This window comes from Bacteroidota bacterium, assembly GCA_037133915.1.
Taxonomy (GTDB): Bacteria; Bacteroidota; Bacteroidia; order Bacteroidales; family CAIWKO01; genus JBAXND01.
Genome location: JBAXND010000025.1, coordinates 22,449 through 37,533, shown reverse-complemented (window position 1 = coordinate 37,533; position 15,085 = coordinate 22,449). Strand labels below are relative to the sequence as shown.

The window sequence follows — 15,085 nt, the reverse complement described above, 5'->3', positions numbered from 1 at the left end:
TCGTGAGCCCCGCCTTATCAAGCGTATTTTCTTATCCGTTCATCGAAACAAGAAACTCTTCGTTCGTTTGTGTGAATTTCATTCTGTCTTTCAGAAATTCCATTGCTTCCAGCGGATTCATATCTGCAAGGTGATTGCGCAGTATCCACGTACGCTGCAGTGTCTCTCTGTCGAGCAGTAAGTCGTCGCGGCGTGTGCTTGATGCAACAATGTCGATAGCCGGGAACATGCGTTTGTTAGATAATTTGCGGTCGAGCTGAAGCTCCATGTTACCGGTACCTTTGAACTCTTCAAAAATCACCTCGTCCATTTTTGAACCGGTTTCTGTAAGAGCCGTAGCGATAATGGTGAGTGAACCTCCGTTTTCTATCTGTCGTGCAGCACCAAAAAATTTCTTGGGTTTGTGAAGAGCGCTTGCTTCCACACCGCCCGATAATACTTTTCCTGATGCCGGTGCAACCGTGTTATAAGCTCTTGCCAGACGGGTAATAGAGTCAAGCAGAATCACAACGTCATGACCGCATTCTACCATGCGTTTTGCTTTTTCAAGAACGATGTTGGCAATTTTTACGTGCCTGTCTGCTGGTTCATCAAAGGTTGATGAAATCACTTCGGCATTCACGCTGCGCTGCACATCGGTTACTTCCTCGGGGCGTTCGTCAATAAGTAAAATAATTAGGTATGCTTCGGGATGATTGTATGCAATGGCATTCGCAATTTCTTTAAGCAATACGGTTTTACCTGTTTTGGGCTGAGCTACAATGAGCCCTCTCTGACCTTTACCGATGGGCGTAAACATGTCGATAACGCGTGTCGATATTGAATTTTGAGGATGTCCGGTAAGTTTGAATTTTACTTCCGGGAAAAGCGGTGTCAGATGGTCGAAGTTAATACGGTCACGGACTTCGTCCGGGCTGCGTCCGTTAATCATTTCAACTTTTATAAGCGGAAAATACTTCTCACCTTCTTTGGGTGTGCGTATTCTTCCGCATATGGTGTCACCGGTTTTCAAACCGAAAAGTTTTATCTGCGACTGCGATACATAAATATCATCGGGTGAATTCAGGTAATTATAATCAGAAGAACGCAGAAAACCATATCCGTCAGGCATAATCTCAAGAACACCTTCTGAAGAAATAATGCCGTCAAGTTCAAATTGATAGTCATTATTTTTCTCTTTTACTCTTTTTATAAAAGGTTCTTTTACCAGATGGTCAAGGTTATCTTCTTTCGGCTCCTGGCTTATCAATTCAGCTTCAGGAGTGGCGACGGTTTCAAAATTGTTTTCTACGGGAGATTCCTGTTGAGCCTCGGCTTCAGGCTGTGCAGCCTGTGCATCAACTTCAACCGGCTGAATCTGAATAAGCGGTTCGGGTGTTGTTTCAAAAGCATCTTCAGGTGCCAGAAAATCAAATTTCTTGTTTTCTTCTTCAAAAAGAAGTTTTTTATCTATTTCCGGAGCTACGCCGGGGCTTACTGAATAAACCTTTTCGTGAGGTTTTTCAATCTTTTTCCCATTATCGTCTTTTTTGATTTCGGGAGCATCAATTTTTTGTATGCGCGCCCTTTTCTGATACGTGCGCTTTTGCCGGGGCTGCTGTTTGTCTTCCTGCTGTGGTTGCGATGGTTTAATCGCCTGCTGGTCAAGAATGCGGTATATCAGCTCTTGTTTCTGCAAACTTTGAATGCCATTCAAGTTCAATTTCACAGCAATCTCCTGAAGTTCGGGTAGAGATTTCCCGTTCAATTCAATAATATCGTACATAAACTGTATGTTATGGTTTTAAAACCGTTTGATGGATGCTTAAAATGTTTAGGTGTTGCCCGGTATAGTCAATCAATCAGTAAAAATCAAGATTGATTCGAAGAATTAATAATCCTATGTATTTTTGAAATTCAGACCAGGAAATCGGCGCAAATATACACAATTATTTCGGTGATACAAAAATTTACAAAAAATGTTCTACCTCTTGGCAGTTAATTCAATGGATAGAATATTTTAATTATCATGAAGGTATTTTGTCTGAAAACAAAAAGCTGTCGTGCTTTTCAGCAGACAGCTTTTTAAATCTTGTTTCTATAATATCAATGATGCACTTCTTTAAATTCTTCAGGATTATGTTTGTGTTTAAATAATACCCAGAACAACAGCGCAACTACTAAGGAATAAGCTGCGAATGTCAGCCAGATACCTTGCCAATTCAAATTATCGGAAACGGCACCGGCGGCATCTGTAACTTTTGTTGTGAAAAATTTATCAATCACGATTCCGCTGAGACGGCTTCCTAAGAAAGCGCCTACGCCATTGGTCATCATCATGAATAAACCCTGCGCACTGGCTCTGATTTCCGGTTCGCTCTGTGTTTCCACAAAAAGTGAACCTGAGATATTGAAAAAGTCAAAGGCCATACCATAGATAATGCATGAGAGAATAAGCATCCATAATCCGTTACCGGGATCGCCATAAGCAAACAGCGTAAAGCGCAGCACCCATGCCACCATACTGAATAACATTACCTTTTTTATCCCAAAACGACGCATAAAGAAGGGAATGGTAAGAATGAAAAGCGTTTCAGATATTTGCGATATCGACATGATAATCGCCGGGAATTTTACGGCAAGCAGGTCGGCAAAGGCAGGAATCTTTTTGAAATCGTGCAAAAAGGTATCGCCATAAGCATTGGTGAGTTGAAGCGATGCCCCTAACAGCATGGCAAAAATGAAAAACATGGCCATTTTGGGGTTCTTGAATAATTTAAATGCATTCAAGCCGAGTGCATTTACAAATGATCTCTTCTGACCACGACCGAGCGGCTTGCAGGCAGGCAATGTAAATGCGTATAAACCAAGTAATAATGACGATATTGAGGCAATATAGAACTGGAACGGCGATGTTTCAAGACCCGAAAGACTGATTGTCCAGAGTGCAACAATAAAACCAATGGTACCCCATACCCGCACGGGTGGGTATTCTTTTACCACATTCATTCCGGCAGCTTTCATGGAGGAGTATGATACCGTTATGGAAAGTGCAATGGTGGGCATATAGAAAATCATATTAAGCAGCATCAACCAAAACATGGTATTGGGGCTGCCGGCCGAAGGGATAAAAAACAGTACCGCTGCTGCACAAATATGAAAAATACCGTACAACCTTTCAGCGTTGAGCCATCTGTCGGCAATGATACCCGCAATTGCAGGCATAAACAATGATGCAATACCCATGGTGGAGAATATTGCGCCAAATTCAGTTCCCGACCATTGTTTTGTCTGAAACCAAAAAGCGCCAATAGTAAGCAACCAGGATCCCCATACAAAGAACTGCATGAAATTCATCCCAACAAGTCGAAGCTTTAGGTTCATAAGTGTTTGTTTTATTAGTATTATTGATTGTCTGTGTTTGTTTCTCTCTTTTTAATTTCGTCTCTTATATGCGAAGCGCGCTCATAATCTTCATTTCTAATCGCTTCTTCCAGCAATTGTTCGAGCTCCGCAAATGTGTTTGATGCATATTCTGCATCTGTCGAATCCCTTGAAGCTTCCGATATTTGGTCTTCCGTTTCGTTTTCTGAATCGAGTGGTTCTTCGTTCAGCTCATCTTCTTCATCTTTGACCATCCCGGCAACGGTAAGCACCTTATCCGTCGTAAATATAGGGCAATTAAAACGTATTGCTAATGCTACGGCATCCGATGTGCGTGCGTCAATTACTTTTTCCTTAGTTCCGTCAGAAGCAATGAGCTTTGCATAGAAAACACCTTCTACAAACTTATCGATAAATACCTCGGTGAGGTTGATGCCAAAGGTCTCGGCAAAGCTGCGAAACAGGTCGTGGGTGAGCGGACGCGCCGGTTTCATTTTCTCAAGCTCTATAGCAATGGCTTGTGCTTCGTATACGCCAATTATAATGGGTAAACGCCTTTTACCGTCGGCTTCGCCCAGTATCAGCGCATATGCACCGCTCTGCGACTGGCTGTATGATATTCCAATTATTTCCAGTCTCCGCTTTTCCATCTTTTCACTTTATGCAAACCACATATATATTTATACAGTACTGTTTAAAGCTTTGCAACCATACTCATTGAATAATTGCCCTGCTGATAAAAATCATTGCGCCGTTTTATGCGCATTTTCATCAAGTCCTCAAAAACTATCCAAAAGTAGCTGAAAAGCCATTAGTGGGCATAGATTTCTATTGACCAATTGTAATATTGCGTACAAATATAAATATTTCACTTAAAAACAACCGTGTTTTTTGCAAATCAAAATCAGTATAATCATTACATGATGATATAAAGCAACTACTTTTCACACAACGCACAAGGTCGGGCTCTTGCCTCGAATTGTATTTTTGTTAACTTTGCAGCGGTTTTTACCTCCTCCTGAATTATTATCAAATCTACTGCATATGAAAAAAACGATGAAGACTCTCTTTATTATGCTGTTCATGATTACTGCACCGGCGGCTACTTTCGCCAGCGAAGTGGATCTTAAAATCCCTGATCTGAGAAACAGCTTTTTTGCAAATTTCGGACTCGATGGCTGGGATTTGCTGCTCTACGGAACTGTTATTATTCTGTTAGGCGTGCTTTTTGGCCTTTGGCAATTCCTGCGAATCCGCAAGATGCCTGCACATACAAGTATGCTTAAAGTTTCGAATATTATTTATGAAACTTGTAAGACTTATTTACTGCAACAGGGAAAATTTCTGCTCATCCTTTTTGCAATCATAGGTTCGGCTATATTCTATTATTTCTATGGACTGAATGGAATGGAAATTAGCAAGACTATCGTGGTTCTTTGCTGGACAGTTCTTGGAATCCTTGGTTCATACGGCGTTGCATGGTACGGTATCCGTATCAATACGCTGGCCAACAGCCGCACATCATTTGCCGCACTGAATACCAAACCCTGGAAAGTGGTTTCTATTCCTTTGATGGCAGGCATGAGTGTAGGCGTGGTTCTGATTACGGTGGAACTTATAATGATGCTCATTATTTTGTTGTTTGTGCCTCGCGACAGCGCCGGTGCCTGCTTCCTTGGTTTTGCTATTGGCGAATCTTTGGGTGCCAGTGCACTTCGTATTGCCGGTGGTATATTCACTAAAATTGCCGACATCGGTGCCGACCTGATGAAAATCGTTTTTAACATTGGTGAAGACGACCCGCGTAATCCAGGCGTAATTGCTGACTGTACAGGCGACAATGCCGGCGACAGTGTTGGTCCTACGGCCGATGGTTTTGAAACATATGGTGTAACCGGTGTTGCTCTCATCTCTTTTATTGTACTTGCAATGGGCCTCGAATTTCAGGCTACCCTGATTGTGTGGATTTTTGCCATGCGTATAATGATGGTGTTTACTTCTATCTTCTCATACTTAGTCAACCAGGTTATTTCCAGAATTCGTTTCAGCCAGAAAGATACTTTTGATTTTGAAACACCCCTTACAACATTGGTATGGATTACTTCTCTTGTTTCTATAGTGGTTACTTATCTGGCAAGTTATTTTCTTATTGCCGAAATTTCTGATACGGGATTATGGTGGAAACTCGCCACAATTATCAGTTGCGGAACGTTTGCAGCAGCAATTATTCCCGAGCTCACCAAAGCATTTACAAGTTCAAAGTCGCGCCATGTGGCCGAAATTGTTACTGCTTCACGCGAAGGTGGCGCATCGCTGACTATTCTGTCAGGTATTGTTGCCGGTAATTTCAGTGCGTTCTGGAAAGGCATGGTGATGGTTGCTCTTATGTTTATTGCATACCAGACCAGCATGCTCGGTCTCGATCAGTTTATGACCTATCCTTCTATTTTCGCTTTTGGGCTGGTAGCCTTTGGCTTCCTGGGCATGGGTCCGGTTACTATTGCTGTTGACAGCTACGGACCGGTTACCGATAATGCTCAATCGGTTTTTGAGCTTTCGCAGATAGAGAAAATTCCGGGCATAAAAGAAGAAGTAAAAAGAGATTTTGGTTTTGAACCTGATTTTGTTCGCGGCAAACACAGCCTCGAAGCAAACGACTCAGCCGGAAATACCTTTAAAGCCACCGCAAAACCTGTTCTTATCGGAACCGCGGTAATCGGTGCTACTACCATGATATTCGCGATTATTCTTATGCTTAAAGCGAAGGGATTGCTTCAGCTCGAACTTACTGATGCACCCGTTCTTCTTGGGTTTATCACAGGTGGTGCCGTTATCTATTGGTTCTCGGGCGCTTCTATACAGGCGGTTACAACCGGAGCTTACAGAGCTGTTGAATTCATCAAAAAGAATATCAATCTCGACAAAACTGAAGCAGATATTGAAGATTCAAAAGCTGTGGTTAAAATCTGTACAAAATACGCTCAGGCAGGTATGTGGAATATTTTTGGTGTCATCTTTTCAATGACCCTGGCTTTCGCATTTTTTGATCCTAACTTCTTTGTATCCTACCTGATTTCACTGGCCGTTTTCGGACTTTTTCAGGCAATGTACATGGCAAACGCGGGCGGAGCATGGGACAATAGCAAAAAAGTGGTTGAGGTTGACCTGAAAGAAAAGGGAACACCGCTCCACGAAGCAACCGTTATTGGCGATACTGTGGGCGATCCTTACAAAGATACGTCGTCTGTAGCACTGAACCCTGTTATTAAATTCTCAACCCTGTTTGGAATGCTGGCAGTAGAAATAGCAGTTAGCATGAGTCTGGCTGCAAAACAAACCGGTGGACGCGATTACACACCTTATATTGGCGCTTTCTGCCTTTTGGTAGGTCTGGTTTTCGTATATCGTTCATTCTACAGCATGAGAATTAAAAAAGGATAAAATTGCATGATGAAAATTGAAAGAGGCGACTCATACGGGTCGCCTCTTTTTTTGTATTGTTCAGAAATACGAGGATTTTGCCTGCATTGAATTATTCGGGTTTCTTTGTTCCGTCTATTTTACCCAAGTCAAAGCCATGCTCAATAAGTGTCGCTCTGCCGGGGTTAAAACAAATAAAAAAACGTTTATCAATAAGCTGTGCATCCGAAACTACTAAGGTGTTTCCAATGTCACCAACCATGGCAATTTTTGTTGAGTCGCGCTGAAGGGCATCATCAACCAGTTGAATGTATTTTGGATATCTGTCGTTATTGCTTAAACTCCGGGCCGTAATCTGTTCTTTTGAATAAAACATTATTTCCCATTGCATCAATCCACCATTACAATAAACATAATGGATGTTTTTTGACTTCAACGCTTCTATAAGATCGAGCAATTCTGATTTTTTAGATACTTCATACGTTGAGTATCTCATACCTGACAACACAATGCCTCCCAAAATAATGAAAGTGGCCGCTAATATGTTCGTTGCTGATTTCTTTTTATATGAACTCATTGCTGTATAAACCATCAGCAGGGCACAGCCTGTAATGGGCAGAAGGTATCGTGGCGTTTCCGTGCTGATTAATGCTACATAACACATTGTTGAAAGTACCGATAAGCAAAAAACATAGAATAGTGGATTTTCGGCTTTTCTGAGTATCAACCTGATGAAACCCAATACGAGTGTTCCGAAAATAATTGCGGTGAAAGCGATAGCCCACAGTTGTGTTGCTAATCCGAACTTGATGATATCGAAATAATAATAACTGCCGGTTAAATGATGAAAAACCTGAAGCGGAATGGCGCCAATTGAGGTGAAGCTGAGCGTTGACATAGTCAACACTTGTGGTGCCCAGAATGTTGTAATACCTGATTTAAGCAACATGAAAATTCCGGCGGTGACAATACTTCCTGAAAAGAATAAAACGGTGTAGGCTATTTTTGATTTGTAGAATTTGTACACGAAAACAGGTATCAGACCTGCAAGCCAAAGCGGTTGTGATTCGAAAAGCAGCCATGTCAATATTCCGCTTAATAATGCTGCCAATAATTGTTGCCCATGTTTTTTATGAAATAAAAGATACGTAATGATTGGGAATAGTGCGAATGCCGTTAAATAACCACCTCTTGCTTTCAATGACCACATAAACCATGACGGAGAGAAAATAAATACAAGGGTAATCAAAAAGGCTGTCCACCGGTCTTCAGGATTGAGCTGCTTGAGCGTCTTATAGAAAAACACAATACCAACGGTCCATAGTGTCAGCATCGCAATTTTTATTGCCGTATCTGAAATGCCAAAAAATACATAGAACAGGCTGATAAGCATAACTTCAATCAGAGCAAATCCATAGGTCTGCCCATAGAAAAATACTGGAATGCCGTTGCCTTCAGAGAAATGTTTAGCCATCAGTCCTTCAATGCACTCATCGCCATCAATGCGGAGATGAGGATTGAGTAGTTGAGGCAGTCTGGAAAGCAGGCACAACAGCACAATAATTATTACCTGACGGTTTGTTGCCCATTTTATCATTTGCAGCATTTATTTTTTACGATTCGGCGTTTGTATTATTGCTATGCATGATATAGAAACTTCATGAAATTAATGGAATTATCGTGGGTACTCTTTGATTATAAGAAAATGTAATTTTAAAATATTAATTCCTGATTCATCCATTTCCATGCTGGAATAGCCTTGATTTTGCCAAAAGAGTCTTGCTGGTCAAATGTGATGATTACTCCTTGTTTGGCACCCGTGGCTTTCATTGCAACGCTCAATCCATTGATTTCTCTTTCCATATTGTCTTCAGTAAGGTGCCAGCAAACCTGCACGGCAAGACAAATTTTCTCATTCTTTTTTATTAAGAAATCACATTCCGTCTGTGCTTCTTTGTAATATAATATATCTGAAGTTGACTGTCTGAGCTTCAAAAATACTGCATTTTCAAGCATGCGGCCGTAGTCTTCACTGAACGAAAGACTGTTTGCCCCGGCCATACCCGTATCAATACAATAGACTTTTTTAGGGCTGTTTTGTTGCTGCTTTATTGAATAAGAAAACCGCGGAATAACATCAAGCAGGTAACTTTCTCGGAGGTAATCACAATAGTTTATGGTTGTACGGACTGATTTTATAGATAATAGCCCTGTTGCATTGTTGTAACTTACTTCCTTACCGACATTGCTCAATAAATACAATGCCAGCCTTAGAATAACATGCTCATTTCTGATGCTTCTTCGCACAGCGATATCACGAATAACAATATCTCTGAACAACGACCTTAAGTATTCGTTATCTGCAAAGGCAAGAAATTCCGGGAATCCGCCGCTTTTCAGATATTCATTGAAGCTGTCAGCACCGGATTTTTGTTTTGTGAAATGCAGAAATTCCGTGTAATTGAATGGAAAAAGTTCCACCTGTATATTCCTTCCTGTAAGTCGCGTGCCAAATTCGCGGCTGAGCATGGATGCGTTTGAGCCGGTAATAAATATTCGAAATCCTTTTTCCTGCGCAGAACGCACATACTTTTCCCAACCTTCAATATTTTGTATTTCATCAAAAACATAACAGTCTGTTTTATCCGAAATAGCTATATCCTCAAGTTTTCGGAAATCAGAAAGAGTAAACCCTTCTAAACGGGTATCTTCAAAATTGAGAAATATTTTATTTTTCTCTTTTTTCAGATAATGCTGTAGCAAGGTGCTTTTGCCACATCGGCGTACGCCTGTTACCACGACCACTCTTGCGCTGTTCAACGGGAGCGTTTTTGTCCTTTTAATAGGTTTGCTTTTATCAATATTGTGGCGATTGGCTACAATAACTGATCTGAGTATTTCTTCCGTTATCATGTAATTTCCTTTTTGCAAAGATAATAAGTTTGTATTAGAAATACAAATTAGTTAGTTTTTCTAATACAAAGAAGTTAGTATTAGTAATACAAGATAGTTAGTATTAGCAATACAAACTAAATTATTTGATAGTTTGGTCGATATGATTGCAATTAACTCCGCAGTGGTTTAGCAGAGGATTGTGATTTGGGAAAAATGGTGGTGTTGCTGAAGCGTTTCTTTTAAAAATAGTTGTATGACGTGACTTTTAGAAGAAATTAATTGAATTGTATTTCATTCCGCTTTTAATTGACCGCAGTACCGATAAATTTCTACATGTTCAGATGCTGTGAGTTTAGAAGGCGAGTAATCCTACACCAACTTTCAAATTGAGTAGCGATGCCTGAAATAATCGGCGGCCTGAAACTAATTCGTAATAATTAGATTCGGTAACTTGAGCCTGCTGGTTCATAAATGATCCGAATGTGAGACCCATTCTCAATCCATAATCAAGCACCAGCCGATTAAAAAGTATTCTGGTTTCACCGAACTCTAATCCGGCGCCAATGGTCATATATGGGCTGTAATTGCTGATTTTTGGTGACGGGTAATCGGGAACATTATAGTAGTGGTCAGCGTTTATATAATCATTCATTTTTGCGTCACTGGCGGCTTGCACATAAGTCATGGAAATAATAAGTTCCGGTTTCATGTAAGAACCGAGAGGTGCAATGCCTGCTTTAAGAAATATTTTGGGATATATCCCGGCGGAAATAACATTCATGGTTCCGGTAAGCCTGTGGTCTGTTTTATTGTTGCTGCCAAAAAGCGTATAGCTGCTGCCATAGGGATTATAGGCTAAATTATTATTATAGATAAGATTACTTTTGTAAAAGAAGCCTGTTCTTGAATACCGCAATGATAATCCCATGGCTATGTGCCTGCCTACTACATATTCCGGAGCCAGGCAGTGGGTGGTGGTAAAACAGAAGAAACCGTTGTTGCCGTTTGTATTAGGATTGCTTGTCGCATTAATAAAGTAAAAGCCATAGTTTATAGAAAACTTCTTGCCGTTATATCCCGGCGATTGGCTGTATAATGCCTGAGTCAATAATGCGAAGAATATAAGTGTAAGTGTTTTTTTCATTTTCAATGAATTTTATAATTGTCTTCACCGAGATTAATTTCCATGAAATTTATTTTTTTGTATTTTTTATTTGATAATACGAATCGTAAATACGGGAGTTTAAAATATCCTTCCTGTAATTATTTTTGAGTCTGGCTGATTGAGTAAGGCGGGGTGTTCCGTCATCGGTATCATACAACACCTGATAATAGTAGGTGGTATACTGTGGTCTTATGAGTCTGTATATTTCAATGGGGATTCCATAAACAGTGATAAACAGCAGCAGATCCGTAGCCGTAAAACTCTTTTTAAGATGAACAGTGACCATGCCGGCCCACGACAGATAGGGCGTTTCATATTTTTGCATTACTTTTTTTATTTCATCGCTTTCGAGAGGTGCCGATTCAAAATCATCTTCCAGTGCAAACCTTTCAGAGAGCCATTCGTTAATCAAAGAAAGGTCATTCATTTTGTCCACGTCATCCGGTCCGAAATTCATGGGGCTGAGGAGTTCGGCTTTCAACCCGTTTTTTTGAGCACCTTTTATAATGGCGTCATTGATGCTTTGGTTCAGTTCTTCTGTTCTGAAAAATTTGACGTTGCCTTTGCCTCTGGCATCGAAATACAGGTAATAAGGATCCGCTACAACCACCTTGTCAACGCAATTTTCGCGACATTTTCTGAACCGCTCTTTTTTAGATTCGGGTTGATTTTTTTCTTCATCAACCCGATTTTCAATCCACGCGAAATAACGTACGAAGCTTGTATCGTTCATCAGGTCAACAAAGGCATAGCGCAGATAATTGATGGCTTCCTCGCGACTTTTTTTGGTTTTAATCTTGCCGTATTTTGATGAACGGTTTGTGTCTGCAACAGGTTCTGAAGCATTGACAACAGTCGTATCCATTATTTTGGTGCTGAAGAAATTTCTGCGTATCTCATTTGTTGAAACCATGTCGTATAATAAATCATACGTCGCCATTTTCAGAAAACTACTTTCCGGATATTTTGTTTTTGTACGCCAGCACCAGCTGAGCGCAAGAACGTTTAATTCTTTTTTATTCAGCTTTTGCAGAAAGAAGTACAACTGTTGCGGTTCGCCTTGAATTTTTTTATATCCGCTTTGGTTATCTGATTGCGAGTGTGTTTTGCGGTGCGATAAGTTATAAAGTCCGGCAGCAATGGATGTATTCAGAAAACTATTGTTGGGAAATTCTTTTTGAAGCAGAAAGCAGTCATAAATGGCGTCGGTATAATCGGCTGCAAGTAATTTAAGTCTGATACTTTCGAAACGAGCCAGATTCCTGACGTACATAAAATCTTCCTTAGGCTCGATAAAATCCTGACGTCCCTTGTTATCAATTCCCTGCAGGATTTCATCGGCTGTTTCAAGCCGTTTTTCTATGCTGGGATGAAGTTCGGTGTCGTTCTTAAAATATTTTTCAGCATCTATTGCAGCAAATGTGTCAAGTTGATATTCTTTTGGGAAATGGAAAAAATCTTTTTCAAAAAAGTCTTTATTAAAAGGGGCTACATCAAAAGGCAGGTAGGAGTAGAGCATTACATCAAACGCATTCTTAACAGCACTCAATGAGTAATTGCTTGATGCATAATACGTTTGCAAACCTTCTTTATCCGCCTCAAGTTCCGACTCGCGCGAATGATGGCTCATGCTTAATGTTTTATCTCCAAAATTATTTTTGTTCAAGGTTCGGGTATTCTTGTCCACATCCACTTGAAATACGTACAGATCCATGTTGTGTTTCTTTACGTAATGTACAATTTCATGCGCCAGCACGTATGCAAGTTGTGCTTCGTTTTCGAGCTGAGCAAGCAATCCAAGATTTATAAGGATAATACCTTTGTCGGTCGAAAAGGCATTTACATAAGGTGATTTGATTACATAAAAACGCAATTCTTTACGCAGGTCAGGATAAGCAACCAACACATGATCGGCAACTTTATTCACATACTCGCTTATAGGATCTCCAAACATGACTTTACCACCGGTGAGTAAATCATAGATGTAATAGTTTGAAAGCAGCAGGAATTTTTCTTTTGACCGGCGTACAGAACGCTTTTCGTCAGTATTGAGTTTTGAAATATCCTGCTGATATTGCGCTGAGAATAATTGCAGAAAGTCCTGAGGTATGGTTCCTGATGAACGGATAGGCTTGTAGTCATCGAATACAGCCTGTTGACCGTAAATCTGAAATGTGATGAATAGAATGAGAAATGAAGTAATAGTTCTTTTCATAGGATTTATTATTTGACAGTCCATAAAAACGACATATCAATTATAGCGAAATAAAACATACAAAAACAAGAATCGGGTCACAATTTGTGAAATATAATAGGTGCACGTTCGGAAGTGTGCAGTATCTGCCCTTTTACGGTAGTCGCGAAAACACGACTGATTCTTAGATTCCGGATGTCTTAAGGCAATAATAGAATATTTTACCAGGTAATACTTACCTGACCGTTGCCTGTTTGTACACCTTGAGTATGAGTAATGGCTGAACTGCCTGTCGGGGTAACATAATTGCTGCCACCACCTGCGCCTGAGCCGTCTGATGCACCGCCGCCATAGTATCCGCCACCACCACCGGAGCCTGCGTAATTTGTGGCTGTTCCGCCGGTACCAAGTGTTCCGTTCAGGCTTCCACCCCCACTTTGAGTGCCGCCGGTTCCAACAGGATATCCCGAACACATACTTCCGCTTCCTCCTGTTGTGCCGCCCCCGGCTCCACCACCCCCTGTTCCTGCGGTACACCAGCCGCTCCCGGCTCCGCCACCGCCTGCAACCAGAATACGGTCGGAGAGTGCCGTTCCGCCAAGCCGAATATCGGTTGCGCCACCGCCACCGCCACCGGCATATCCCATTGTTCTGAAGCCCGTGCCACCACCATTATATCCGCCGGTTCCATATGCAGACGGAGTGGCATCCATTCCTGTACCTCCAATAAAAATGTTCAATGTACTTCCCGGTGTAACGGTGAGTGTTGCCTGAGTTCTGCCACCATAACCACCATATCCTTTCACAGTTCCACCGCCGTCCTGATTCCATCCGTTTCCACCACGGGCACCATCGGCCAGCACTACAATGGATGTAACACCGCAGGGCACGGTCCATGTTTGCATTCCACCGGTGTAATTCAGCGTTATACTGCCCGGCGTATAGCATGCCGTTGATACAGAGAGGCAGCTTGAAGTGCTGTTTCCGCAGATATTGCCTGCAGTTACACAAATACTCCCTGATGTGCTTCCAAATGTTACGGTTATTGAAGTACTTCCCTGTCCTGATGTTATAACAGAGCCGGTCGGTGCAGTCCATGTGTATGAAGTTGCACCGCTAACTGCTGCGATGGAATAATTAAGACCGGTCTGACCCGGTGTTACATTTACCGGTCCGCTCACCGAGCCCGGTGTTGCCGGAGCTGAAGTGATGCTGATACTTAAATTCGACGCAGCGCTTGTACCGCAACTGTTGGTCGATGTAACACTTACCGTGCCTGAAGTGTTTCCGGCGGTTACTGTGATGGAATTAGTTCCGGACCCGGCTGTGATTGTTGTTCCTGTGGGAAGTGACCAGTTATAGGTCGTTGTACCCGGAACAGGCGCGACTGAATATATTAGAGCTGATTGGCCTGAACAAATATTTGCACTTCCGGAAATGGCTCCCGGAGTTAAAGGTAGTATGGCACCCGTAACTACAAGATTTGATGAAGGACTGATGTTGCAGCCGTTTGTCACGGAAACGCTTACGATGCCTGAATTACTGCCGAAAGTCACCACAATTGAATTGGTTCCCTGTCCCGAATTTATTGTAGAACCCGGAGGAACCGACCACAAATAGCTTGTTGCACCTGACACAGAGGTTATCGAATAGGACACGCCTGTCTGTCCTGCACAAAATGTTGACGGGCCGCTTATCGGCCCCGGTATTAATGTTGACAGACTGTTTAGAACGCTTATCCATGCAGAACCTGTATAGTACTGTATTTCGTTACAATCGGTATTGAAAATGATAAGCCCTGTTGCGGGTGCAATTATTGCGTTTCTTTGAAGTGTGCTCATGCGCGGTATCAGTGCGCCCTTTGTTGTGCTTGCAACATCAATCATGGCTGATGAATCAGCCGCTGCGCCTGATGTATTGATGCTGACTCCCTGAGCATCTGTAAGCGTGGCAAATAATGTCGAAATAAGAAATGCCGCAAAAAAAACAACCGTTGTTTTATATGTCATGGTCACTGGGTTATTTATTGATATCTGACTGTCTGATAT

9 protein-coding genes are annotated in these 15,085 nt (G+C 41.6%); 1 reads left to right on the top strand and 8 read right to left on the bottom strand.

Translation table 11 applies throughout. The features are described 5' to 3' along the window. Positions 1 to 31 precede the first annotated feature (31 nt). From rho to WCM76_09900, 3 genes are all read right to left on the bottom strand, one after another. Positions 32 to 1,765, bottom strand: coding sequence for a transcription termination factor Rho (rho, locus tag WCM76_09910; GenBank protein ID MEI6765945.1), 1,734 nt, complete (start codon positions 1,763 to 1,765; stop codon positions 32 to 34). 320 nt (positions 1,766 to 2,085) lie between these two features. After that, on the bottom strand, positions 2,086 to 3,363 hold the full coding sequence (locus WCM76_09905) for a nucleoside permease (protein ID MEI6765944.1): 1,278 nt from the start codon (positions 3,361 to 3,363) through the stop codon (positions 2,086 to 2,088). 20 nt (positions 3,364 to 3,383) lie between these two features. Continuing rightward, on the bottom strand, positions 3,384 to 4,013 hold the full coding sequence (locus WCM76_09900) for a bifunctional nuclease family protein (GenBank protein ID MEI6765943.1): 630 nt from the start codon (positions 4,011 to 4,013) through the stop codon (positions 3,384 to 3,386). Positions 4,014 to 4,407: 394 nt separating this feature from the next. On the opposite strand from WCM76_09900, the gene WCM76_09895 reads away from it, so the two are divergent. After that, positions 4,408 to 6,804 carry a sodium-translocating pyrophosphatase gene (locus WCM76_09895; GenBank protein ID MEI6765942.1) on the top strand — a complete coding sequence of 799 codons (2,397 nt, stop codon included), beginning with the start codon at positions 4,408 to 4,410 and terminating at the stop codon, positions 6,802 to 6,804. A 91-nt stretch (positions 6,805 to 6,895) separates the two neighbouring features. Here the strand turns inward: WCM76_09895 and WCM76_09890 are convergent, their stop codons facing one another. From WCM76_09890 to WCM76_09870, 5 genes are all read right to left on the bottom strand, one after another. Then, entirely contained in the window at positions 6,896 to 8,380 is a 1,485-nt protein-coding gene (locus WCM76_09890) for a hypothetical protein (protein MEI6765941.1), read from the bottom strand. Positions 8,381 to 8,496: 116 nt separating this feature from the next. Continuing rightward, on the bottom strand, positions 8,497 to 9,696 hold the full coding sequence (locus WCM76_09885) for an ATP-binding protein (protein MEI6765940.1): 1,200 nt from the start codon (positions 9,694 to 9,696) through the stop codon (positions 8,497 to 8,499). A 334-nt stretch (positions 9,697 to 10,030) separates the two neighbouring features. Continuing rightward, entirely contained in the window at positions 10,031 to 10,822 is a 792-nt protein-coding gene (locus WCM76_09880) for a hypothetical protein (GenBank protein MEI6765939.1), read from the bottom strand. 49 nt (positions 10,823 to 10,871) lie between these two features. Further along, on the bottom strand, positions 10,872 to 13,058 hold the full coding sequence (locus WCM76_09875) for a M48 family metallopeptidase (protein ID MEI6765938.1): 2,187 nt from the start codon (positions 13,056 to 13,058) through the stop codon (positions 10,872 to 10,874). A gap of 200 nt (positions 13,059 to 13,258) precedes the next feature. Continuing rightward, a complete protein-coding gene (locus WCM76_09870) occupies positions 13,259 to 15,046 on the bottom strand; it encodes a glycine-rich protein (GenBank protein MEI6765937.1) in 1,788 nt (595 codons plus the stop codon). Positions 15,047 to 15,085 lie beyond the last annotated feature (39 nt).

Excerpts from the sequence above, each read along its gene's own strand:
- WCM76_09895 (MEI6765942.1), top strand. The coding sequence starts at position 4,408 with ATGAAAAAAACGATGAAGACTCTCTTTATTATGCTGTTCATGATTACT.
- WCM76_09885 (MEI6765940.1), bottom strand. The coding sequence starts at position 9,696 with ATGATAACGGAAGAAATACTCAGATCAGTTATTGTAGCCAATCGCCAC.
- WCM76_09875 (MEI6765938.1), bottom strand. The coding sequence starts at position 13,058 with ATGAAAAGAACTATTACTTCATTTCTCATTCTATTCATCACATTTCAG.
- WCM76_09900 (MEI6765943.1), bottom strand. The coding sequence starts at position 4,013 with ATGGAAAAGCGGAGACTGGAAATAATTGGAATATCATACAGCCAGTCG.
- rho (MEI6765945.1), bottom strand. The coding sequence starts at position 1,765 with ATGTACGATATTATTGAATTGAACGGGAAATCTCTACCCGAACTTCAG.
- WCM76_09870 (MEI6765937.1), bottom strand. The coding sequence starts at position 15,046 with ATGACATATAAAACAACGGTTGTTTTTTTTGCGGCATTTCTTATTTCG.
- WCM76_09890 (MEI6765941.1), bottom strand. The coding sequence starts at position 8,380 with ATGATAAAATGGGCAACAAACCGTCAGGTAATAATTATTGTGCTGTTG.
- WCM76_09880 (MEI6765939.1), bottom strand. The coding sequence starts at position 10,822 with ATGAAAAAAACACTTACACTTATATTCTTCGCATTATTGACTCAGGCA.
- WCM76_09905 (MEI6765944.1), bottom strand. The coding sequence starts at position 3,363 with ATGAACCTAAAGCTTCGACTTGTTGGGATGAATTTCATGCAGTTCTTT.